Below are 20,725 nucleotides of genomic sequence, written 5' to 3'. Positions count from 1 at the left end.
GATGGAGAGCGGCGCCATGGTATTGAAGACCCTCGAGGAGTTGCGCGGCGGCTTGCGCGATGCGCTGTCGGCCGGAGAAAATGTCGTCGAGCGCCTCGCCATCGCCGAAGTCGATGCCGTCATCCAAACCCGCGTCGGGAGTATTTTGATCCCCTCGATCATCGTCGGGCTGCTGTTCGCGATTGCAGAACTGGCGGTCCTGTTGATCGGCGATCCGGAAACGCAGCGGCTGGCGGTCACTTCGATCCTGCTGGCGGCGGGCGTCTACGGCCTGTGGACGCTGGCGACGGGCATTATCGAGATCCTGCCGGTGATGGCGGTCTGGGCCTCGACCCGAGTGTCGCCGCACAAGCTTGCCCGGCTGCTGCTCTACCAGCTCATTCTCTCCCGCCTGCGCGACGCCTTCACCAATGCCGAAGGGCGTCCCTCCACTGCCGGGCATATTGCCCGCTACGCGCTCAAATTCTCCGGACGGCCGTCGAGCTGGGAAGGGCTCGCCTACCGCCTCGCCGACCAGATCGCGCCGCGCATGGTCCGCCATGCCGTGCTGCGGGTGGTGATGGTCATCATCCCCGTCGCCGCGGCCTGGGCCTATTACCGCTTCCAGATCTTCCCCGGCATCATCCGCTCCGAGACCGGCCTCGGCATCTGGAGCGCCTTCGCCTATCCGCTCGCCGCGCTTCTCGATGCCATCACGGGGACGGACCTGCGCGGCGCGCTGCTGCGGCCGTAAGAGCCAGATCATCCAATCCGCCTCGGGTCTTGCTCTATCCCCTTCATTCTAAGCCTTCATAGCCGCCTCGCACAGGCTAGGGGAAATTTTCGCTTGTCCCCCCTTTCGGGAGGTGCGACCCTGCCTCGGCTGGAGACGATCGCGGCACCGATCCTCCGGCGTCCTCGCGACCTGGCGAATGCGTTTTTCCCATGGCTGGCGGTTCAGGGGACTTTGGGCAACAGTCGCAGATCACTTCGATTCATGGGCTTCGCCGGAGCCCCCACGGCTCCTAAAGGGCATTGAAAAGCGTCTGGTGCCGACTTAGAACTGTGAGGCGCTGCCCCCCATCGGAATTTCGGAGAAGGTGCAGATGTTTACCAAAAAGCCAGAGAAGCCAGAAAAGCTAGAGAGCGAAATGAGTACTTTCGAGTCGCAGAAGCCGATTACCAAGACGACTAGCAAGGCTGTCGGTGGCCCCGCCCAACCGGCGAGCTCTGGCCCATTGTCTTCTCCCATGCCGGCGCAGCCGCCCGTGGGCGGCATGGCTCCGAGACCCGCCATGCAGCCGACCCCCGCCTACCGCGCCGACCGGATGGCCCCGTCGATCATCGGCGAGGATCTGACGGTCACCGGTAACGTGCTGTCCAAGGGCGAGGTCCAGGTCGACGGCCAGATCCAGGGCGATGTGCATTGCTCCTCGCTGATCGTCGGCGAAAAGGCGCAGATCACCGGCGGTATCGTCGCCGAGGACGTTGTCGTGCGCGGCCAGGTGATGGGCTCGATCCGCGGCGTTCGCGTGACCTTGCAATCCTCCTCGCATGTCGAAGGCGACATTTTCCACCAGTCGCTCGCCATCGAACAGGGCGCCTTCTTCGAAGGCAAGTCGCGCCGCACCGAGGACCCGATCGCGTCCGCGCCCAAGCTCGACATGCTGCAAGGCCAGGCGGCGGAGTAATTTTCCACGCGCCTCGCGTCGTTCTGATCCGTTTGGGGCAAGTCCAATCCGGGACTTCCTTCCGGGCGGGTGCGGGGCGAAGCTTTCAGCGTCTTGCCTGCCTATTCCGTCCGCGCTGACCGCCGCCTTCGCGCGGCGCGCTGGCGTTTTTCCATTTTTGCGAGCTATTGTGCAGCTGCGCGGCGCAAATGGCCTCGCCTCGACCTTCGCCGGAAGCTGCCGTCGCCCATGCCCGCCACATCCGACAGCGACAGCCAAGCGCCATCGACATCGATCGATGTCGCGGCGCTTGCGCAAGGGGTGGCGAGAGGCGAGCGGGCCGCGCTCGGCCGCGCCATTACCCTGGTCGAAAGCCTGCGCCCCGATCACCGGCGGCTGGCGGATGAGCTTTTGCAAAAGCTCCATGGCAGGACGGGCGCCGCCTACCGCATCGGCGTGACGGGACTGCCGGGCGTCGGCAAATCCACCTTCATCGACCAGTTCGGCACCAATCTGACGGCGGCAGGGCATCGCGTCGCGGTGCTGGCCGTCGATCCGACCTCGAACCGCACCGGCGGCTCGATTCTCGGCGACAAGACCCGCATGGCGCGGCTGGCGATCGATCCGAACGCCTTCGTCCGCCCGTCGCCCGCCGGCAAGACGCTCGGCGGGGTGACGCGCACCACGCGCGAGACGATGCTGCTCTGCGAGGCCGCCGGCTTCGACGTCGTGCTGGTCGAGACGGTCGGCGTCGGCCAGTCCGAGAGCGCGGTGGCGGGCATGGTGGATTTCTTCCTGGTGCTGCTGCTGCCGGGCGCCGGCGACGAATTGCAGGGCCTCAAGAAGGGTTTGATCGAACTCGCCGACATGATCGCCATCAACAAGGCGGATGGCGAGTTCGCGACACGCGCCAGCGCCACGGCCGCCGACTACCGCGCCGCGCTGCACATCCTGACCAGCCGCGATGGAGATTGGCAGCCGCAGGCCGTGACGATCTCGGGGCTTGAGAACAAGGGCCTCGACGAGCTGTGGGCCGCGATCGCCCGCCATCGCCAGATCATGCAGGGCTCGGGCGCCTTCGCGGCGAAGCGCCGGGAGCAGGCGGTGGCCTGGATGCATGACCTGATCCAGGACCGGCTGCGCGGCCTGATCCGGAGCGATGCCGGGATCAGGGGCCGGATGCAGGCGCTGGAGGCGGAGGTCCGGTCTGGGCAGAAATTGCCCGCTGCCGCAGCCGATGAAGTGCTCCGCCTCGCCGGCCTCGGCGACGCCGATATTTAGCGCGCCGATCCGGCCTAAGCGTTGGCGGCCTCGTGACGGCCCAGCTTAACTCCTAGCCCCGCCGCTCGAACTGGTCGACGTCGCGGGCGGCGCCTTCGGAGGCGGAGAGGGCGAAAGCCGCATAGGCCCGCAGCGCCGTTGAGACGAAGCGCTCGCGCTTCTCGGTCGGCTTCCAGGCCGCGGCGCCGCGCGCCTCCATCGCCGAGCGCCGTGCCGTAAGCGTCGCCTCGTCGACGGCCAGATGCAGCTTGCGGGTCGGGATGTCGATTTCGATGATGTCGCCTTCCTCGATGAGGCCGATGGTGCCGCCGGTCGCCGCCTCGGGCGAGATATGGCCGATGCTGAGGCCGGAGGAGCCACCGGAGAAGCGCCCGTCGGTGATCAGCGCGCATTTCTGGCCGAGGCCCATGCTCTTGATGTAGCTGGTGGGATAGAGCATTTCCTGCATCCCCGGCCCGCCGCGCGGCCCTTCATAGCGGATCACCACCACGTCCCCGGCCCGCACCTTCCTGCCCAAAATCGCCTTCACCGCCGAATCCTGGCTCTCGAAGATCCGCGCCGTCCCGTTGAATGTGAGGCAGTTCTCCGGCACGCCGGCCGTCTTCACGATGCAGCCCCCAGGGGCGATGTTGCCGTAAAGAACCGCAAGCCCACCATCCTGGCTATAGGCGTGGGCGCCGTCGCGGATGCAGCCGCCTTCGCGGTCTGTGTCGAGCGTGTCCCACAGGCGGTCGGTCGAGAAGGCTTCCGTCGTGCGCACGCCGCCCGGCGCGGCGCGGTAGAAGCGCTGCACATCGGCAGCGGGGGAGCGCATGATGTCCCAGCGGTCGATGGCATCGCCGATGGTTTGGGCATGAACGGTCGGGCGGTCGCGGTGGAGCAGGCCCAGGCGGTCGAGCTCGCCCATCAGCCCCATGATGCCGCCGGCCCGATGCACATCCTCCATGTGATAGACGGATGTCGAAGGGGCGAGCTTGGACAGATGCGGCACCTTGCGGCTGAGCCGGTCGATATCGGCCATGGTGAAGGGCACCTCGCCCTCGCGCGCCATCGCCAGCAGATGCAGCACCGTGTTGGTCGAGCCGCCCATGGCGATGTCGAGCGTCATGGCGTTCTCGAAGGTTCGGAAATCGGCGATGCCGCGCGGGGTGGCCGTCGCGTCGTCCTGCTCGTACCAGCGGCGCGCCAGATCGACGATGGTGCGGCCGGCCTCGAGGAACAGCTCCTTACGGAAGGCGTGCGTCGCCAGCACCGAGCCGTTGCCCGGCAGGGCGAGGCCCAGCGCCTCGGCGAGGCAGTTCATCGAATTGGCGGTGAACATGCCGGAGCAGGAGCCGCAGGTCGGGCAGGCGGATCGCTCGTATTTCGCCACGTCCTCGTCGGATGTGCTGGGATTGGCGGCCTGGACCATGGCGTCGATCAGGTCGGCCTTTTTTTGCGTCCCGTCCTCGAGGATGACCTTGCCGGCCTCCATCGGGCCGCCGGAGACGAAGATCGCCGGGATGTTGAGCCGCATCGCCGCCATCAACATGCCGGGGGTGATCTTGTCGCAATTGGAGATGCACACCATGGCGTCGGCGCAATGGGCGTTACACATATATTCGACCGCGTCGGCGATATGCTCGCGCGAGGGCAGCGAATAGAGCATCCCGTCATGGCCCATGGCGATGCCGTCATCGACCGCGATGGTGTTGAATTCCTTGGCCACGGCCCCCGCCCGCTCGACTTCACGCGCCACCATCTGGCCGAGGTTTTGCAGATGCACATGGCCGGGCACGAACTGGGTGAAGGAGTTGGCGATCGCGATGATCGGCTTGCCGAAATCGCCGTCCTTCATGCCCGTGGCGCGCCAGAGGCCGCGGGCGCCGGCCATGTTGCGGCCATGGGTGGAGGTGCGGGAGCGGTATTGCGGCATCGGGTTTCTCCTGTCGGCGGCGGGATCGGCGGCCTCGCCTCGTAAGCAGCGTGTTATCTTTGTCTCAAGGCGCCGGCGCGCAAGGTCGGCCCCGCGCGCGGCTTCAGGGCCGGCGAGGACCGCAGTCTGCGCCCGCTATACCGCAAGTCACTGCACCGGCGCAAATTTCGCTGAACCGGCTCGCGTCGATTCTGAGGCCGCCCGGCTCGTCGCGCCGGCCTAAAAGCGCAACCGGCTCGCCAGCATCACATTCGGCAGGCCGCGCACCGTCTCGAGCACCGCGTCGCTGATCTTTTCATCGACGCCCAGCAACGCAATCGCCTTGCCGCCCGCATCCTCGCGGCCGAGCGTGAAGGTCGCGATGTTGACGCCGGCCGCGCCAAGCACGGTGCCGATGGCGCCAATATAGCCCGGCTTGTCGGCGTTCTCGGTGTAGAGCATGTGCGGCGTGAGCTCGGCTTCCAGGTTGATGCCCTCGATCTGGATCAGGCGTGGGCGGTGATCGGAAAACACGGTGCCGGCGACCGAGCGCGCGCGGCCTTCGGTCTTCAGCGTGACGCGCATATAGGTCTCATAGGCGCCTTCCTGATCGCGGCGAACCTCCTCGACCATGATGCCGCGCTGGCGGGCGATCACCGGCGCGCTGACCATGTTCACGTCCTGCAGCAAGGGCTTCAGCACCCCGTTCAGCGCGGCGGCGGTCAGCGCCTTGGTGTTCATCTCGCCGATCTCGCCCGCATATTCGAGGCGGATCTGCTTCAGCCCGGACTCGGTGAGCTGCCCGGCGAAGGAGCCGAGCTGTTCGGCCAGCTTGACGAAGGGTTGCAGTCGCGGCGCTTCTTCGGCGGTGATCGAGGGGAAGTTGACCGCGTTGGAGATCGCCCCGTTCAGCAGGTAATCCGCCATCTGCTCGGCGACCTGCACCGCGACATTCTCCTGCGCCTCATTGGTCGATGCGCCCAGATGCGGCGTGCAGATGACGTTGGGCAGGCCGAACAGCGGGTTCTCCTTGGCCGGCTCGGTCTCGAATACGTCGAGCGCGGCCCCGGCGACGCGGCCCGACTTGATCGCCTCGGCCAGGTCGCCCTCGACCACCAGACCGCCGCGCGCGCAATTCAGGATGCGCACGCCCTTCTTCATCTTGGCGAAGGCGGCGGCGTTGATGATGCTTTTGGTCTTTTCCGTCATCGGCGTGTGCAGGGTGATGAAATCGGCGCGGCGGAACAGCTCGTCCAGCTCGACCTTTTCCACGCCCAGTTCGCTCGCCCGCTCCGGCGTCAGGAACGGATCGAAGGCGATGACCTTCATGGCAAGGCCGCGCGCGCGATTGGCCACGATCGAGCCGATATTGCCGCAGCCGATGACGCCGAGCGTTTTGGCCGTCACCTCGACGCCCATGAATCTGGTCTTCTCCCATTTGCCGGCTTGGGTGGAGCGGTCGGCCTCGGGGAGCTGGCGGGCGAGCGCCATCAGCAGCGCGATGGTGTGCTCGGCGGTGGTGATGGAATTGCCGAAGGGCGTGTTCATCACGATGATGCCCTTGGCGGTCGCGGCGGGCACGTCGATATTGTCGACGCCGATGCCCGCCCTTCCGATGACGCGCAGCCGGCCATTGGCCTTGCCGAGCACCTTTTCCGTCACCTTGGTCGCCGAGCGCACGGCGAGCCCGTCATAATCGCCGATGATGGCGGCGAGTTCGTCCTTGTCGAGGCCGGTCCTGGTTTCGGTCTCGATGCCGCGGTCGGCGAAAACCTGCTTGGCCAGCGGCGAAAGGCTGTCAGCGATGAGAACGCGAGGCGCCATGTCGATCTCCTGATCGAAAAATTCGTGGAATGGGCTGGATCGGCGGACGCAGGCAAAGGCGTCCGCCGCAGGATCAGCGGGCTCAGGCCGCTTTCAGCGCCGAGGCTTTGACATTGCTGAAGGCCCAGTCGAGCCAGGGCAGCAGCGCCTGGAGATCGGATGTCTCGACCGTGGCGCCAGCCCAGATGCGCAGACCCGCAGGCGCGTCGCGATAGGAGCCGATGTCATAGGCGACGCCCAGCTTGTCCAAGGTCGAGGCGATCTGCTTGGCGACGGCGGCCTGCGCTTCGGCCGGCGCGGAGGCAACTTGCGGATCGACGATCTTCAGGCAGACCGAGGTGTTGGAGCGGATGGCCGCCTTGTCGGCGAGGAAGGCGATCCAGGGGGTGCGCTCAACCCAGTCGGCGAGCACTTTGGCATTGGCGTCGGCGCGGGCGAACAAAGCCGGCAGGCCGCCGATGCTTTCGGCCCAGGAGAGCGCGTCGAGATAATCCTCCACGCAGAGCATGGACGGCGTGTTGATCGTGGCGCCCTCGAAGAACTCGCGGTCGATCTTGCCCTTCTTCACCAGACGGAAGAGTTTCGGCATTGGCCAGGCGGGCGTGTAGCTCTCGAGCCGTTCCACAGCGCGCGGGCTGAGCACGATCATGCCGTGCTGGGCCTCGCCGCCGAGTACCTTCTGCCAGGAGAAGGTAGTGACGTCGAGCTTGTCCCAGGCCAGATCCTGGGCGAAGGCGGCGGAGGTGGCGTCGCACAGCGTCAGCCCCTCGCGATTGGCGGGGATCCAGTCGCCGTTCGGCACGCGCACGCCGGAGGTGGTGCCGTTCCAGGTGAAGACGACGTCGCGGGCGAAATTGACCTGGGTCAGGTCGGGCAGCTCGCCATAGGACGCGGCGATCTTGCGGGCGTCCTCGAGCTTCAGCTCCTTCAGGACGTCGGAGACCCAGCCCTCGCCAAAACTTTCCCAGGCGAGCACGTCGACGCCGCGCGCGCCGAGTAGCGACCACATCGCCATCTCGAAAGCGCCGGTATCGGAGGCGGGGGTGATGCCGATCAGATAGTCCTGCGGGATGCCCAGGATCGCGCGTGTCTTGTCGATGGCGAGCTTGAGCTTGGCCTTGCCTTCCTTGGCGCGATGCGAGCGGCCGAGCACGGCGGTCTTAAGATTGTCGAGGGCGTAGCCCGGGCGCTTGGCGCAGGGGCCGGACGAGAAATGCGGCACGCGCGGGCGCGCGGCCGGCTCGGAAGTGGTCATGTGGATCTACCCTTTCAGATAGTTGCTCCTCGTTGGGGAGGAGTGGCCCAAGACGGGCGTACGCCTGGCCTGGGGCGAAGTCAAGCGGCGCTCGCGCGCTGGTTAGTTGCGGCGCGAGGATGTTGGAGTCATGCTCCAGTGGAACAGATTCGAGGTAAGCTAAATGCAAAATGCCGAAGACATAATTCGCCTTTTAGGACTTCAGCCGCATCCCGAGGGCGGCCATTTTCGCGAGACCTTTCGCGACACCCGCCAAGCCGAGGGGCGTTCGGTTTCGACGGCGATTTATTTTCTGCTGAGGAAGGGCGAGCGATCGCATTGGCACCGGGTCGACGCCACCGAGACCTGGCATTTCTACGCCGGCGCGCCACTGGAGCTGTCCATGCCGGGCGCGGAGCCTATCCGGCTCGGCAGTGATCTGGCGGCGGGCGAGCGTCCCCAGGCTGTCATACCTGAGGGCGTCTGGCAGAGTGCGCGGAGCCTCGGCGAGTGGACGCTGGTCGGCTGCACCGTGGCGCCTGGCTTCGAGTTCTCCGGCTTCGAAATGGCGCCCCCGGGCTGGTCGCCCGCATAGGCTCTTGCGAAATCAAGGTTTGCAGTCTGCCTTGAAGCGACAAAGCAGGGGCGCGCTATGGTTCAGGACGCCTTTATCCGTTTTCTTTTCACCGTCTCCCTGGCATTCCTTATCTTCTTCGGCCTGATGCAGGCCTATTGGCGGGCCGGGCTGCGCCGGGCCTCGAAAGGCCCCGCCGCTCTGCGGGAGGCGAATGGGCGTTCAACGGCAAGCTTTGCTCCATGCGCTCTCGCTGGTCGCCATCAGGAGGGCCATCACGGATCACGGTTACGATTGGAGCAACTCCGAGCTCTGGCGGGATTTCGCCATTGCGCTGCTTTTCGTCGTAACGATCACCTTTTCGCTTGGCTATATCGCGCGCCGGATTTGGCCGTCCTTCAGCAGCATCGACACGGCGCTCGCCGGGTTGAGCAAGACTGCAAAATGAGCCAAGTCATCACCCCGCTTTATTTTCCCGCCACGGAACGCTAAACGCAGGGCATCGTAATTCTGCGTGCAGTTTCGATGGGGGAAATGCCATGGCCGTACCGCGTGTGCTGCGCATCTTCAAGGTGCGCGAACAGGGCAATCTGGAATTCTGGGTGTCAAATGCCGTCATCGTGCTGTCGACGGTGCTCGGCGTCTATCTGGCCGCGCAGGCCGGCTACAAGACCGCACTCGATTTCGAGACCGTGCGCACCGAGCGCGAGAGCTATTTCATGCGCCGCGCGCTGCTCGACGAGCTGAAGGACAATCTCGCCCAGGCCGACGAAATCTCCAAGAACATGGCTGAGAACGGCTGGCGCTTCAAAAATTCGGACCCGGAAATCTTCAAGCTGCAGAGCTATGTCTGGGAGACGATGAAGGAGCAGAGCACCACCTTCCAGATCCCCTCCGAAGTGCTGACCGGCGTGCGGCGCTATTACGATAAGTCCGGCAATTATGCAAAGGCGCTGGCGATCGGGCAGGGGACGGCGATCGAGGCGGCCAGCAACTGGCTGAAGGACACGGCGGCACTACGCGAAAAGGTGCTGCCGGTGATAGAGAAGGATATTGCAGGCTTGCGCGAAAAGCTGGTCGGTCGGGGCATAGAGGTCAACTGAGTCATTTTCGTAACAGAATTAAGGAAATCCACAGGGGGTAAAGATTGCGGGTTGACTGTTGCTATTTCATGCCTCGTTCACGCGAATCGGTGTAGGCATGAATCATAAGAGGTAAAAAACCCGTTAACAGCGTCAGTAACAGTGGAGCGTCAAGTGGAGCACGAGTACCCGTCCGATTGGAAGCAATTGGGCAATCTGGCCAATGGGATCCTGCGGTCAGTTGCGGAAAAGCGAATGAAGCAGGCTGAATTCATGGCGACGGAATCCCTCAATTTCGACGCCGCATTGCATTCCCCGCGTGCGGAAAACCGTATTCAGCCCGAATTGCCGCTCTTCCGCGAGATCGCGCCACTGGCCGAAGTCAGGGCTGGCCGGTTCTAGCCGGCCGTCCCGCGAGCCCCCGAGTTGAGGCGTTGCGTTGTTGCGTAGAGTTGCGTTGGTTGAGTCGAGTGGCGTTCAGTTGCGTTTGTCGCGTTGCGTCGGTTGGTATTGCGTCGGTTGCGTAGCGTGGCGTCGAGTGGAGCGGCCGGTCTTGTAATGCGTGTTGCCGAGGAAATTTGCCGGGCGTTCGAAGAGTAGCGTATCGCCTGCCGCATCGGGTGTTTGCGATCGCGTAAAAATTCGAACGGGCGCTCCTGGTGGGCGCCCGTTTTTTTGTGCCGCCATACCGCCTTCGCGGGAATGACAAGAGAAAATAGTCCGTGGGAAGAGACTACGGCTCCAGCTCGGTGTCCCAATAGAGATAGTCCATCCAGCTTTCATGCAGATAGTTCGGCGGGAACAGCCGGCCATTGCGATGCAGCTCGTGGACGGTCGGGCGATAGGGCGTCTGATAGGGCCACATCTTCGCCTTTTTGGGCATGTCGCCGCCCTTCTTCAGATTGCATGGCGCGCAGGCCGTGACAACATTATCCCACCGGGTCAGTCCGCCGCGCGAGCGGGGGATGAGATGGTCGAAAGTGAGGTCATGCGGATCGCCGCAATATTGGCAGCTAAAGCGGTCGCGCAAGAACACGTTGAACCGCGTGAAGGCCGGATACAGCGCCGGTTTCACGAAGACCTTCAACGACACGACGCTCGGCAGCTTCATTTCGAAGGTCGGGCTGCGCACGGCCTTGTCGTAATGGGAAACGATGTTCACGCGGTCGAGAAACACCGCTTTGACGGTGTCCTGCCACCCCCAAAGCGAGAGCGGATAATAGCTGAGCGGCCGGTAATCGGCGTTGAGAACGAGCGCCGGAAACGCCTCCGGCGGAGAGGATGCGTGTGCTAGGGCGGTCACGTCTGCCTTTCCTGACGGTTGAACCCGTTGGCCTATGCAGAGACGCTCGCACGACGTCGTATGGTCTGGGATACTATATCTCTGTTGCGGTTCTGTGAAGGCCTCATCGGGTGTAACAGCGTGAAAGCTCGCGCTTCGCCGCCGGGCGCGTTGCTATGGCGGATCGGGCAGTCCCGCGCGATGTTGGCGCAGGCAATAGCGGCGCAGCCTTACGCGAGGCCTACGGAGACTGCATCGGAAATTCCGCGGCGGGCGTCTTTATCTCGGCCCATGGGCAGTATAAAAAGCGCAAGGAATTTGGGGTCCGGGCTCGGCAAGGGAGGTTTCCGATGAGCATCGACAATGCAGCGCAGCGCCGCCACGAGGAATTCGTCCGCCAGCAGCATGAGCGCAGCCTCGCCAACGCCGCGATGCAGACCAACAGTGCCGCCGCCGAACTGATCGCGGAGCGCATCGCCGCCAAGCTCGCCGAGCAGAACGATATTATCTATCAGATCGGGCAGAAGCAGGGGCGGACGAGCTTCGTCGCCTATCTGTCGCTGGTGATCGGCGGCGTCGCGGCGGTCGGCCAACTGTTCGGGCCGGTCTGGGAATGGCCAGTTTTCAAGGGTATTTTTGGGTAAAGCGTTCAGTTACAGAGGGGCACGGCATTGTCCTGCGACGCGCGCACATAATCGTAGAGCTGACGGTCGAGCTCGGTGAGCTGCATGATCCGGTCAATCTCGAGGCTCGACAGATCGTCAAGCTTGGGCCGCGATTGTGTCACGTTTGACGGCTTGCCGCGCGGGTCGATCTTAATGGCGAGTTTCCGGCGCAGGAGCTTGGCGAAGGCCGGAAAGTCCTCCGTGACGCCGACCGCCGCAAAATCCGCCAGATTCGCCTTCGCCCGCGCCAAAAGGCGGTCTCCCGGCATGTCGTGAAGGGCGGCGCGCGTCCTGTCATGATGGCTTGCCGCGATCTGCCAGGTCTGGGTGTTCTCGATTGCCTGGCGGATGGCCGGGTGGTCCGAGAAGATAAATTCGCGGAACGACAGGCCCTTGGCCAGCCCGTGGCCGCCCTGGGTGAGCGGAAATTCGCGCAGATAATAATAGACGGAGACCACCCGCTCCAGCGGATCGCGCAGGACGGTAATCATCGCCGCATCGATTCTCGAGGCGTAGGCATGGCCGAAATGGGCCTTGATCAGCCTGTAATTATCGAGCTTGCCGACATCATCGGGAAACTGCTCCTCCTGCTCCAGGGGACAGATTTCCGAGCGCCGGTAGCGGCGCTTGATCTGCCTGTGCACCCAGCTTCCCGCCGTCTTGCCGATATGCACGAAGACGATGCGCGGCGGTCGTCTCAATGGCCAGACCATGGGTGTGCGAGCTCCTGCGGGGGTTCGGGTGCCGGGGATGAAAACAGCCGGAGGTTGCACGCGATATACGGTGCTTCGGCCGCCCATCCAAGCGATCCCGGCGCACTTTCCGCCTTATAAACACCCGCACGGCCGGCAAGCCGAGCAACCGTGCTATGTCCAATTCTCCGCCAGCACGACTTCGCGCGCGCGGCCTATGTCCATGAAGAAATTGCGCAATTGCGGGCGGCGGTCGAGCTGGTAGCGGTAGATCTCGCCGACCGCGCTGGAAAACTGTCCTGGCCGGCCGAGCAGTTCCTCGCCCAGAGTGAGCATGCGCAGATTCGGCCAGGCCCGTTCGCGGATGCCGAGCACCTGATGCAGCACGTCGCGCGCGGAGGTTGCGGGCTGCGCCTCCGCAAGCAGCAAGGTCATGGCGGCGGTCGAGCGCGAAATGCCCATGTGGCAATGCACCAGCAAATGGCGCAGCGCTTCGGGGTCGCGCAGGATGTCGCGGCCGAAGGTCAGGACCTGCTCGACATGCTGGAGCTGCGGCGCATCGGCGCCGGGGAAATCCTCGATTTCGTCCTTGAAGCGCAACTCCAGCTTGGCGTGCTCGCCATAGGCGCCGAAGGCTTCGGGCTCGACATGATCCGGGTCGAGGATGGACAGCACGTGGCTGACCTTGCCTTCGGCGTGGCAGGAGAGCTCCTCGATCCCGCAAATGGTGATCTGGAAAGGCAATTTTGCGGCCGGCGCATGATCTTGCGGCGCGTTGTCTGGCATCGTTGAAAACCTTGTTTCCTCGATTATGACACAAGGACCAATGCGGGCGCATGTCAATATGCCAGGCGCCGCAGCGCCGCAGCTTGCGGAACTCGGCTTGGCCTGCCCGGTTTAACCTTCCAACACACGGAAACATGAGGACAAACGCACGGCATGTGCGGAATCTGCGGCGAGCTGAAATATTCCGGGGAGGAGGCCGATGCGGCGGCCATCGCCCGGATGATGCACGCCATGTCGCCGCGCGGGCCGGACGGGGCCGGAGAGATCATCCACAACGGCGTCGGCCTCGGCCACCGCAGGTTGAAAATCGTCGATCTCAGCGAGAAGGCCGCGCAGCCGATGTCCGACCCCGAGCTGGGCCTCGACATCGCCTTCAATGGCTGCATCTACAACTACCCGAAGCTGCGGCATGAGCTGATCGGCAAGGGCTACCGCTTCTTCTCCACCGGCGACACCGAGGTCATCCTCAAGGCCTATCACGCCTGGGGCCCGTCCTGCGTCGAGCGCTTCAACGGCATGTTCGCCTTCGCCATCCATGAGCGCGACACCGGCCGCGTCGTGCTCGCCCGCGACCGGTTCGGCATCAAGCCGCTCTATCTGTCCGAGACGCCCGGCCGGCTGCGCTTCGCCTCGACGCTTCCGGCGATCCTCGCGGCCGGTGACGTGGACACTTCGATCGATAGGGTCGCACTCGCTCATTACATGAGCTTCCACGCCGTCGTGCCGCCGCCACGCACCATTTTGAACGGCGTCCGCAAGCTACCCCCGGCGACGATCCGGGTCATCGAGCCGGATGGCTCCTCCAGCGAAACCCGTTTCTGGGAACTGCGCGCCGAGCGCCACGAAGGCGATCTCGAACGCAGCGCCGAGGAATGGCGCGACATGGTGCTGTCGGAGCTGCGCAAGGCCGTGGCGCGCCGGATGGTGGCCGATGTGCCGGTCGGCGTGCTGCTGTCGGGTGGCGTCGATTCCAGCCTGATCGTCGGATTGCTCGCCGAGATGGGGCAAACGGGCCTGATGACCTTCTCCGTCGGCTTCGAGGAGGCGCATGGCGAGAAGGGCGACGAATTCGTCTATTCCGACCTGATCGCCGAGCGCTTCGGCACCGACCATCACAAGATCTTCGTGCCCTCCGCGCGCCTGATCGGGGCGCTGCCCGGCGCCATCGCGGCGATGTCGGAGCCGATGGTCTCCTACGACAATGTCGGCTTCTACCTGCTGTCGCAGGAGGTCTCCAAGCATATCAAGGTGGTGCAGTCCGGCCAGGGCGCGGACGAGGTTTTTGGCGGCTATCACTGGTATCCGCCGCTGCTCGACTCGGCCGACCCCGCCGCCGATTACGCCCGCGTCTTCTGCGACCGCAATCTCGACCAGCTGCAATCCCACCTCGCCCCCGAATGGCACACCGGCCGCGACGAGGCCATGGCCTTCATCGCCGAGCAATTCGGGACGCCCGGCGCGGCGACGCCCGTCGACAAGGCGCTCCGGCTGGATGCGACGGTGATGCTGGTCGACGATCCCGTGAAGCGCGTCGACAACATGACCATGGCCTGGGGCCTGGAAGCGCGCGTGCCCTTCCTCGATTACGAGCTGGCGGAACTGGCCGCCCGCATCCCGCCCGGCCTCAAGCTGTCGCAAGGCGGCAAGGGCGTGCTGAAGGATGCCGCGCGCCTCGTCGTGCCCGCCGAAATCATCGACCGGCCGAAGGGCTATTTCCCGGTGCCCGCGCTGAAATATCTCGACGGCGCCTATCTCGAGATGGCGCGCGATGCGCTCTCATCCCCCGCCGCCCGCGCGCGCGGCCTGTTCAGCCCGGCCTATCTGGAAAAGCTGTTCGCCGCGCCGAAAGACCACCTCACGCCGTTACGCGGCTCCGAACTCTGGCAGGTCGCGCTTTTGGAAATGTGGCTGCAAGCCCATGGCATCTGAGCCGCCGCACCGACCTCGCGCCGCAATGGAGGCCCAATGCTGATGCGCAAGAAGTCCGCCAGCCGCCAGCGCGCCCGGCGCCTCCGCGCGCAATCGGTCCACGCCTACCGGCCATGGCGCCGCATCGTCGCGGAAGGCGCGGCCGGCAGGCCGAACGCCATGGTCGATTGCGGCTGGGGCCGCCTGCTGTTCGGCGAGACCTTCGCCGACCCCCGCGCCCTTTCCGACGCGCTCGGCGCCGAGGGCCCAGACCGCCGCGACATCGCCTTCCACATCAGCGACCCGCATGTGCTGCTCTCCGCCGCGCCGCGCGAGCTGTTCCTCGACCCCTCGCACACCTACCGGCTCGACCTGACGATGCAAATGGCGCCGATGCGGCGGCGCGAGCACGGCTTTTTCCTGCGCCGCCTCGTCTCTCAGGCCGATGCCGACGCGGTGAACCGCATCTATCTCGCCCGCAGCATGGTGCCGGTGCCGCCGGAATTCTTCTGGTCCAACCGGGGCAGCCGCGCGGTCACGGTGCTGGTCGCCGAGGATGAGCAAACCGGCCAGATCATCGGCACGGTAATGGGCGTCGACCATCACCGCGCCATGGACGACCCCGAATGCGGCTCGAGCCTGTGGTGCCTCGCCGTCGACCCGCAGGCGCAGCACGCCCGCATCGGCGAGGCCTTGGTCCGGCGCCTCGCCGACCATTTTCGCGCCCGCGCGGCGAGCTACATGGACCTGTCCGTGCTGCACGACAACAGCCAGGCCATCGCGCTCTATGAAAAGCTCGGCTTCCGCCGCGTGCCGCTGTTCTGCGTCAAGCGCAAGAACCCGATCAACGAGCGGCTGTTCATCGGCGCCTCGCCCGCCGAAAGCCTCAACCCTTATGCCACCATCATCGTCAACGAAGCGATGCGGCGCGGCATCCAGGTCGAAGTCACCGACGCCGAGGGCGGCTTCTTTCGGCTGGTGCATGGCAGCCGCAGCGTGCATTGCAGGGAAAGCCTGTCCGAGCTGACCAGCGGCGTCGCGGTCTCGATCTGCGACGACAAGACGGTGACGCGCCGGGTGGTCGCCCGCGCCGGCGTCCGCGTGCCTGAGCAGATGCAGATCGCGGCCGGCACCGAGACCGACGAAGAGATCGAGGCGTTCCTGCAAGCGCACCCGGCGGTGGTGGTGAAACCGGCGCGCGGCGAGCAGGGGCAGGGCGTCTCCGTCGGGCTGACGACGCTCGGCGAGGTGCGGCAGGCGGCCGAAGCCGCGCGCGCCTTCTCCAGCCGCATCATCATCGAGCAGATGGTGGAGGGCAGCGATCTGCGCCTCATCGTCATCGATTACCGCGTCGTCGCCGCCGCGATCCGCCGTCCGCCGCATATCGTCGGTGACGGTGCCGCCTCGATCCGCGCGCTGATCGAGGCGCAGAGCCGCCGCCGCTCCGCCGCCACGCAAGGCGAGTCGGCCATCCCCATCGATGCCGAGACCGAGCGCTGCATCGGCCGCGAAGGCTTTTCGCTCGACGATATCCTGCCCGCCGGGACCGAGCTGCAAACCCGCAAAACCGCCAATCTGCACACCGGCGGCACCATCCACGACGTCACCGACGAGTTGCACCCGAGGCTCGCCGAAGCGGCCATCGCGGCGGCGCGGGCCATCGACATCCCCGTCACCGGCATCGACTTCATCGTCGAGAACCCGCGCTTCGACCGTTACGCCTTCATCGAGGCCAATGAGCGCCCGGGCCTTGCCAATCACGAGCCGCAGCCGACCGCCGAACGCTTCATCGACCTGCTGTTCCCGCTCTCGATCCCCGCCCCCGTGCGCGCCGTCCGCCAGAACCAGGAGGCGCAACTCTAGCGAGCCCCATGTCCCGATTGCCCATCGACACCGACTATCTGCAAGCCTGCCTCCGGCGCTTCCTGGCCATTCCGAGCCCCACCGGCTACACCGACGTCATCGTGCGCGAATGCTGCGACGAGCTGGCCAAAATGGAGGTGCCGTTCGAGCTGACGCGGCGCGGCGCCATCCGCGCCGTGGTGAAGGGCCGCGACCATCGCGGCGCGCGGGCGGTGATTGCCCATCTCGATACGCTCGGCGCGCAGGTCAAGGCGGTGAAGGAGAACGGGCGGCTCGAAATCGTGCCGATCGGCACATGGTCCGCCCGCTTCGCCGAGGGCGCGCGCGTCACGGTGTTCACCGAGGCCGGCAGCTATCGCGGCACCATCCTGCCGCTGAAGGCGTCCGGCCACACTTTTGGCGACGAGGTCGATAGCGCGCCCATCGGCTGGGAGCATATCGAGCTGCGCGTCGATGCGCTCTCGCGCAACCGGCGCGAGGCGGGACGGCTCGGCATCGAGATCGGCGATTTCGTCGCCATCGACCCGCAGCCGGAATTTCTGGACAATGGCTTCATCATCTCGCGCCATCTCGACGACAAGGCCGGCGCTGCGGTGATGCTGGCGGCGCTGAAGGCCGTGACCGACGCCAAGCCGGATTTGCCGGTCGATGCGCATTGGCTGTTCACCATCGCCGAGGAGGTCGGCATCGGCGGCGCTTCGGTGGTGCATCAGGACGTGGCGTCCATCGTCGCGGTGGATAACGGCACGTCGGCCCCGGGGCAGAATTCATCGGAATTCGGCGTGACGCTCGCCATGGCTGACCGCGCCGGGCCGTTCGACTATCACCTGACCAAGAAGCTGGCCAAGCTCTGCGAGGAGCACGAAATCCGCTTCCAGAAGGATATTTTCCGCCATTACCGCTCCGACGCCGCCGCCGCTGAGGTCGCGGGGCATGATGTGCGCACCGCGCTGATCACCTTCGGCATCGACGCCTCGCACGGCTATGAGCGCATCCACATGCACGCGCTGCGCTCGCTCGCCGAGCTGCTGACGGCCTATATCATCAGCCCGCTCGACATCCGGCGCGACAAGCAGGAGCTGAGCGGCTTGCGCGGCTTCACCACCCAGCCGATGGACGAGGCGCCCGCAAAAGTGCCGGATAAGCTCGTCGAGGGGAAATAGGCGGTCGCTTGCACGACGAGAATCGTTGACTCAGTCAACTATCTCTCCGAGACTTCCCGGAAATAAGGGAGGCTCGCCATGCAGACTCAATCGCTCACCGCCGCTGCAGGGGCATTGCGGCATTTCAATCGCTTCTACACTGCGCAGATCGGCGTGCTCGACCGCGACTTGCTCGGCAGCGGGCGGTCGCTGTCGGAGGCGCGGGTGCTGTATGAACTGGCGACGCAGCAGGGGCTGACGGCGGGCGATCTGGTCAAATCTCTGGGGCTCGATGCGGGCTATCTCAGCCGGATGCTGGCGGGCTTCGAGAAGGACGCGCTGGTCGAGCGGCAGCGCTCGGCGCAGGACGGGCGGGTCAGCCATCTCGTGCTGACGGCGAAGGGCAGGGCGGCATTCGCGGCGCTGGACGGGCTGTCGCAGAAGGCGGCGGAGGGTCTGGTCGCGCGCCTGCCGGGAGAGTCGCGCGCCGAATTGCTGGGCGCGCTCGGCCGGGTCGAGGCGATGCTTCGGCCGGAGCAGCAGGCAGCGGAGGTCTCACTGCGGCCGCACCGGGTCGGCGACATGGGTTGGATTGTGCACCGGCAGGCGCTGCTTTACGCGCGCGACTATGGCTGGAACGGCGATTACGAGGCGCTGATCCTCGACATCACCTCGAAATTCCTGCGCGAGTTCAAGCCGGAGCGGGAGATGTGCCGGGTGGCGGAGCGGGGCGGCGAGATCGTCGGCTCGGTCTTCGTGGTCGAGGCGAGCGAGCAGGTCGCCAAGCTCCGGCTGCTCTATGTCGAGCCGTCCGCGCGCGGGGCAGGGCTGGGGCGACGGCTGGTCGATGAGTGCATCGGCTTTGCGCGCGAGAAGGGCTATGGGCGGTTGGAGCTTTGGACACAGGAAAGTCTCGGGGCAGCGCGCCGGATCTATGCCGAGGCCGGCTTCCGGCACATCGCCAGCACCCCGCATCACAGCTTCGGTCACGATCTCGTCGGCGAGACCTGGGCGCTCGATTTGCAGGCGGCCAATTAGGGGCCGCTCGAAATGACGCTGGCGGGAAGAGATGCATCGCGCCTATTCTGAGCCATGCGCCCTCAACCCCTCATCGCCGTCACCGATGTCGACGCCAGCGCCCGCTGGTATCAGGATCTGCTCGGGCTGGAGGGCGATCATGAAGGGCCCGAATATGCGCGCCTCACCGCCAATGGCGTGCTGGTGCTGCAGCTTCATCGCTTCGAGGTCGAACATCATCACGGGCCGATCGGCGACGTCAATGACAAGCCCTATGGCAACGGCTTGCTGCTCTGGTTCGAGGTCGACGATTTCGATGCCGCCATGGAGCGCGTCGCGGCGCTTAGGCCCGAGATCGTCATGCCCAGGCACCGCAATCCCGCCCCGAGCCATTGGGAATGCTGGCTGCGCGATCCCGACGGCTATGTCGTGGTGATCGCCAGCCCCGACGGCACCGCGCCGGGATAGACGGGGCGCCGCCGTTTTTCTGGGAGTTGGCGAGCCAATCCCGGTCAGCTCGCCGCGAGTGCCTGTTCCAGATCGCCGATGATGTCGGCCTTGTCTTCCAGGCCGACCGAGAGGCGCACAACGTCGTCGCCCGCGCCAGCCGCCGTCCGCTGCGCCGCGGTGAGCTGGCGGTGCGTGGTCGAGGCGGGGTGGATGATCAGGCTGCGGGTGTCGCCGATATTGGCCAGATGCGAGAACAGCCGCACATTCGAAACGAGCTTCACGCCCGCCTCGAAGCCGCCCTTCAGGCCGAAGGTGAACACCGCGCCCGCGCCCTTGGGGCAGATCTTCTGCGCCATGGCGTGGTACTTGTTCTCGGGCAGCCCGGCATAATTCACCCAAGCCACCTCCGGGCGGCTTTGCAGCCATTCCGCGACGGCGAGCGCGTTCGAGCAGTGCCGCTCCATGCGCAGCGGCAGCGTCTCGATGCCGGTCAGCACCAGGAACGCATTTAGCGGCGCGATGGCCGGGCCGAGATCGCGCAACGCCAGCACGCGGGCGGCGATGGCGAAAGCGAAATTGCCGAAAGTCTCGGCCATGACCATGCCGTTATAGGACGGCGAGGGCGCCGACAGCGCCGGATAGCGGCCCGAGGCCAGCCAATCGAAAGTGCCGCAATCGACCAGGATGCCGCCGACCGAATTGCCGTGGCCGCCGAGGAATTTGGTCAGCGAATGCACGATGATGTCTGCGCCGAGCTCCTTGGGGCGGCAGAGATAGGGCGTCGCCAGCGTGTTGTCGACGATGAGCGGCACGCCGGCCTTCTTCGCCACGGCGGCGATGGCGGGGATGTCGACGACGATGCCGCCGGGATTGGCGATTGATTCGATGAAGATGGCTTTGGTCTTCGGCGTCACGGCGCGCTCGAAGCTGGCCGGATCGGAGGCGTCGGCCCAGACGACGTTCCAGTCGAATTTCTTGAAGGCGTGGTTGAACTGGGTGATCGAGCCGCCATAGAGCTGGCGTGCGGAAATGAACTCGTCGCCCGCCTCCAAAAGCGTGTGGAAAATCAGCAGTTGAGCGCCATGGCCCGACGCCGCGGCGAGCGCCGCCGTGCCGCCTTCGAGCGCGGCGACACGCGCTTCCAGAACCGCCGCCGTGGGGTTCATGATGCGCGAATAGATATTGCCGAAGGTCTCCAGATTGAACAGAGCCGCCGCGTGATCGACGTCGTCGAACACATAGGAGGTGGTCTGGTAGATCGGCGTGATGCGGGCGCCGGTCGCGGGATCGGGCTGCGCCCCGGCGTGAATGGCGAGCGTGTCGAAGCCAGGCTGGCGCTCTTGCGTCATGGGGGTCCTCCGCAGTTAGGGAGGGAAGGAAAC

Annotated in this window: 20 protein-coding genes; 13 read left to right on the top strand and 7 right to left on the bottom strand. The window is 65.4% G+C overall.

Annotated features, from left to right (window positions below; genetic code table 11):
- Nucleotides 1–16 precede the first annotated feature (16 nt).
- From BLEFHOIH_RS02265 to meaB, 3 genes are all read left to right on the top strand, one after another.
- On the top strand, nucleotides 17–733 hold the full coding sequence (locus BLEFHOIH_RS02265) for a hypothetical protein (RefSeq protein WP_125461545.1): 717 nt from the start codon (nucleotides 17–19) through the stop codon (nucleotides 731–733).
- 541 nt (nucleotides 734–1,274) lie between these two features.
- Nucleotides 1,275–1,670 carry a polymer-forming cytoskeletal protein gene (locus BLEFHOIH_RS02260; RefSeq protein WP_245296837.1) on the top strand — a complete coding sequence of 132 codons (396 nt, stop codon included), beginning with the start codon at nucleotides 1,275–1,277 and terminating at the stop codon, nucleotides 1,668–1,670.
- A gap of 228 nt (nucleotides 1,671–1,898) precedes the next feature.
- Nucleotides 1,899–2,930 (top strand): methylmalonyl Co-A mutase-associated GTPase MeaB, encoded by a 1,032-nt coding sequence (meaB, locus tag BLEFHOIH_RS02255; protein WP_088343125.1) that lies wholly within the window; start codon nucleotides 1,899–1,901, stop codon nucleotides 2,928–2,930.
- Nucleotides 2,931–2,982: 52 nt separating this feature from the next.
- Here the strand turns inward: meaB and ilvD are convergent, their stop codons facing one another.
- The 3 genes from ilvD to BLEFHOIH_RS02240 all read right to left on the bottom strand — a co-directional run bounded on the left by ilvD (nucleotide 2,983) and on the right by BLEFHOIH_RS02240 (nucleotide 7,903).
- Complete coding sequence (ilvD, locus tag BLEFHOIH_RS02250) at nucleotides 2,983–4,845, bottom strand: dihydroxy-acid dehydratase (protein WP_088342881.1); 1,863 nt, start codon at nucleotides 4,843–4,845, stop codon at nucleotides 2,983–2,985.
- 219 nt (nucleotides 4,846–5,064) lie between these two features.
- Nucleotides 5,065–6,648 carry a phosphoglycerate dehydrogenase gene (gene serA / locus BLEFHOIH_RS02245; RefSeq protein ID WP_088342880.1) on the bottom strand — a complete coding sequence of 528 codons (1,584 nt, stop codon included), beginning with the start codon at nucleotides 6,646–6,648 and terminating at the stop codon, nucleotides 5,065–5,067.
- An 82-nt stretch (nucleotides 6,649–6,730) separates the two neighbouring features.
- Entirely contained in the window at nucleotides 6,731–7,903 is a 1,173-nt protein-coding gene (locus BLEFHOIH_RS02240; RefSeq protein ID WP_088342879.1) for a phosphoserine transaminase, read from the bottom strand.
- 163 nt (nucleotides 7,904–8,066) lie between these two features.
- Here BLEFHOIH_RS02240 and BLEFHOIH_RS02235 point away from each other — a divergent pair, with 163 nt between their 5' ends.
- The 4 genes from BLEFHOIH_RS02235 (at nucleotide 8,067) to BLEFHOIH_RS26030 (ending at nucleotide 9,940) form a co-directional block, all read left to right on the top strand.
- Nucleotides 8,067–8,477: a cupin domain-containing protein gene (locus tag BLEFHOIH_RS02235; RefSeq protein ID WP_088342878.1), complete on the top strand. Its 411-nt coding sequence runs from the start codon at nucleotides 8,067–8,069 to the stop codon at nucleotides 8,475–8,477.
- A gap of 57 nt (nucleotides 8,478–8,534) precedes the next feature.
- Nucleotides 8,535–8,948 carry a hypothetical protein gene (locus BLEFHOIH_RS26035; RefSeq protein ID WP_125461544.1) on the top strand — a complete coding sequence of 138 codons (414 nt, stop codon included), beginning with the start codon at nucleotides 8,535–8,537 and terminating at the stop codon, nucleotides 8,946–8,948.
- 47 nt (nucleotides 8,949–8,995) lie between these two features.
- Entirely contained in the window at nucleotides 8,996–9,559 is a 564-nt protein-coding gene (locus BLEFHOIH_RS02225) for a hypothetical protein (protein WP_088342876.1), read from the top strand.
- 153 nt (nucleotides 9,560–9,712) lie between these two features.
- Entirely contained in the window at nucleotides 9,713–9,940 is a 228-nt protein-coding gene (locus BLEFHOIH_RS26030; protein ID WP_125461543.1) for a hypothetical protein, read from the top strand.
- A 331-nt stretch (nucleotides 9,941–10,271) separates the two neighbouring features.
- Here BLEFHOIH_RS26030 and BLEFHOIH_RS02220 read toward each other — a convergent pair whose 3' ends face one another.
- A complete protein-coding gene (locus BLEFHOIH_RS02220) occupies nucleotides 10,272–10,841 on the bottom strand; it encodes an HNH endonuclease (protein ID WP_088342875.1) in 570 nt (189 codons plus the stop codon).
- A 329-nt stretch (nucleotides 10,842–11,170) separates the two neighbouring features.
- Here BLEFHOIH_RS02220 and BLEFHOIH_RS02215 point away from each other — a divergent pair, with 329 nt between their 5' ends.
- Nucleotides 11,171–11,464: a hypothetical protein gene (locus BLEFHOIH_RS02215; protein ID WP_088342874.1), complete on the top strand. Its 294-nt coding sequence runs from the start codon at nucleotides 11,171–11,173 to the stop codon at nucleotides 11,462–11,464.
- Between the two features lie 5 nt (nucleotides 11,465–11,469).
- Here the strand turns inward: BLEFHOIH_RS02215 and BLEFHOIH_RS02210 are convergent, their stop codons facing one another.
- Both BLEFHOIH_RS02210 and BLEFHOIH_RS02205 read right to left on the bottom strand, forming a co-directional pair.
- Nucleotides 11,470–12,198: a sulfotransferase family 2 domain-containing protein gene (locus tag BLEFHOIH_RS02210; RefSeq protein ID WP_170936949.1), complete on the bottom strand. Its 729-nt coding sequence runs from the start codon at nucleotides 12,196–12,198 to the stop codon at nucleotides 11,470–11,472.
- 153 nt (nucleotides 12,199–12,351) lie between these two features.
- Entirely contained in the window at nucleotides 12,352–12,963 is a 612-nt protein-coding gene (locus BLEFHOIH_RS02205; protein ID WP_088342872.1) for a protein-tyrosine-phosphatase, read from the bottom strand.
- A 153-nt stretch (nucleotides 12,964–13,116) separates the two neighbouring features.
- Between BLEFHOIH_RS02205 and BLEFHOIH_RS02200 the strand changes: the two genes are divergently transcribed.
- The 5 genes from BLEFHOIH_RS02200 (at nucleotide 13,117) to BLEFHOIH_RS02180 (ending at nucleotide 19,361) form a co-directional block, all read left to right on the top strand.
- Nucleotides 13,117–14,892: an N-acetylglutaminylglutamine amidotransferase gene (locus BLEFHOIH_RS02200; RefSeq protein WP_088342871.1), complete on the top strand. Its 1,776-nt coding sequence runs from the start codon at nucleotides 13,117–13,119 to the stop codon at nucleotides 14,890–14,892.
- A 42-nt stretch (nucleotides 14,893–14,934) separates the two neighbouring features.
- Nucleotides 14,935–16,734 carry an N-acetylglutaminylglutamine synthetase gene (ngg, locus tag BLEFHOIH_RS02195; protein WP_088343124.1) on the top strand — a complete coding sequence of 600 codons (1,800 nt, stop codon included), beginning with the start codon at nucleotides 14,935–14,937 and terminating at the stop codon, nucleotides 16,732–16,734.
- A gap of 8 nt (nucleotides 16,735–16,742) precedes the next feature.
- The gene (locus BLEFHOIH_RS02190; RefSeq protein ID WP_088342870.1) at nucleotides 16,743–17,897 is read left to right on the top strand and encodes an osmoprotectant NAGGN system M42 family peptidase; all 1,155 of its coding nucleotides are present in this window, start codon (nucleotides 16,743–16,745) and stop codon (nucleotides 17,895–17,897) included.
- A 78-nt stretch (nucleotides 17,898–17,975) separates the two neighbouring features.
- Complete coding sequence (locus BLEFHOIH_RS02185) at nucleotides 17,976–18,914, top strand: helix-turn-helix domain-containing GNAT family N-acetyltransferase (protein ID WP_088342869.1); 939 nt, start codon at nucleotides 17,976–17,978, stop codon at nucleotides 18,912–18,914.
- A 54-nt stretch (nucleotides 18,915–18,968) separates the two neighbouring features.
- Nucleotides 18,969–19,361, top strand: coding sequence for a VOC family protein (locus tag BLEFHOIH_RS02180; protein WP_088342868.1), 393 nt, complete (start codon nucleotides 18,969–18,971; stop codon nucleotides 19,359–19,361).
- A gap of 44 nt (nucleotides 19,362–19,405) precedes the next feature.
- On the opposite strand, the gene BLEFHOIH_RS02175 is transcribed toward BLEFHOIH_RS02180, so the two are convergent.
- A complete protein-coding gene (locus BLEFHOIH_RS02175; RefSeq protein ID WP_088342867.1) occupies nucleotides 19,406–20,692 on the bottom strand; it encodes an O-acetylhomoserine aminocarboxypropyltransferase in 1,287 nt (428 codons plus the stop codon).
- Between the last annotated feature and the right edge of the window lie 33 nt (nucleotides 20,693–20,725).

The sequence above is a fragment of the Rhodomicrobium sp. R_RK_3 genome (genome assembly GCF_002198715.1).
In the GTDB taxonomy this organism is placed as follows: Bacteria; Pseudomonadota; Alphaproteobacteria; order Rhizobiales; family Rhodomicrobiaceae; genus R-RK-3.
This window is presented reverse-complemented; position numbering and strand designations above follow the sequence as displayed.

Excerpts from the sequence above, each read along its gene's own strand:
- BLEFHOIH_RS02265 (WP_125461545.1), top strand. The coding sequence starts at position 17 with ATGGTATTGAAGACCCTCGAGGAGTTGCGCGGCGGCTTGCGCGATGCG.
- BLEFHOIH_RS02260 (WP_245296837.1), top strand. The coding sequence starts at position 1,275 with ATGCAGCCGACCCCCGCCTACCGCGCCGACCGGATGGCCCCGTCGATC.
- meaB (WP_088343125.1), top strand. The coding sequence starts at position 1,899 with ATGCCCGCCACATCCGACAGCGACAGCCAAGCGCCATCGACATCGATC.
- ilvD (WP_088342881.1), bottom strand. The coding sequence starts at position 4,845 with ATGCCGCAATACCGCTCCCGCACCTCCACCCATGGCCGCAACATGGCC.
- serA (WP_088342880.1), bottom strand. The coding sequence starts at position 6,648 with ATGGCGCCTCGCGTTCTCATCGCTGACAGCCTTTCGCCGCTGGCCAAG.
- BLEFHOIH_RS02240 (WP_088342879.1), bottom strand. The coding sequence starts at position 7,903 with ATGACCACTTCCGAGCCGGCCGCGCGCCCGCGCGTGCCGCATTTCTCG.
- BLEFHOIH_RS02235 (WP_088342878.1), top strand. The coding sequence starts at position 8,067 with ATGCAAAATGCCGAAGACATAATTCGCCTTTTAGGACTTCAGCCGCAT.
- BLEFHOIH_RS26035 (WP_125461544.1), top strand. The coding sequence starts at position 8,535 with ATGGTTCAGGACGCCTTTATCCGTTTTCTTTTCACCGTCTCCCTGGCA.
- BLEFHOIH_RS02225 (WP_088342876.1), top strand. The coding sequence starts at position 8,996 with ATGGCCGTACCGCGTGTGCTGCGCATCTTCAAGGTGCGCGAACAGGGC.
- BLEFHOIH_RS02215 (WP_088342874.1), top strand. The coding sequence starts at position 11,171 with ATGAGCATCGACAATGCAGCGCAGCGCCGCCACGAGGAATTCGTCCGC.
- BLEFHOIH_RS02210 (WP_170936949.1), bottom strand. The coding sequence starts at position 12,198 with ATGGTCTGGCCATTGAGACGACCGCCGCGCATCGTCTTCGTGCATATC.
- BLEFHOIH_RS02205 (WP_088342872.1), bottom strand. The coding sequence starts at position 12,963 with ATGCCAGACAACGCGCCGCAAGATCATGCGCCGGCCGCAAAATTGCCT.
- BLEFHOIH_RS02200 (WP_088342871.1), top strand. The coding sequence starts at position 13,117 with ATGTGCGGAATCTGCGGCGAGCTGAAATATTCCGGGGAGGAGGCCGAT.
- ngg (WP_088343124.1), top strand. The coding sequence starts at position 14,935 with ATGCGCAAGAAGTCCGCCAGCCGCCAGCGCGCCCGGCGCCTCCGCGCG.
- BLEFHOIH_RS02190 (WP_088342870.1), top strand. The coding sequence starts at position 16,743 with ATGTCCCGATTGCCCATCGACACCGACTATCTGCAAGCCTGCCTCCGG.
- BLEFHOIH_RS02185 (WP_088342869.1), top strand. The coding sequence starts at position 17,976 with ATGCAGACTCAATCGCTCACCGCCGCTGCAGGGGCATTGCGGCATTTC.
- BLEFHOIH_RS02180 (WP_088342868.1), top strand. The coding sequence starts at position 18,969 with ATGCGCCCTCAACCCCTCATCGCCGTCACCGATGTCGACGCCAGCGCC.
- BLEFHOIH_RS02175 (WP_088342867.1), bottom strand. The coding sequence starts at position 20,692 with ATGACGCAAGAGCGCCAGCCTGGCTTCGACACGCTCGCCATTCACGCC.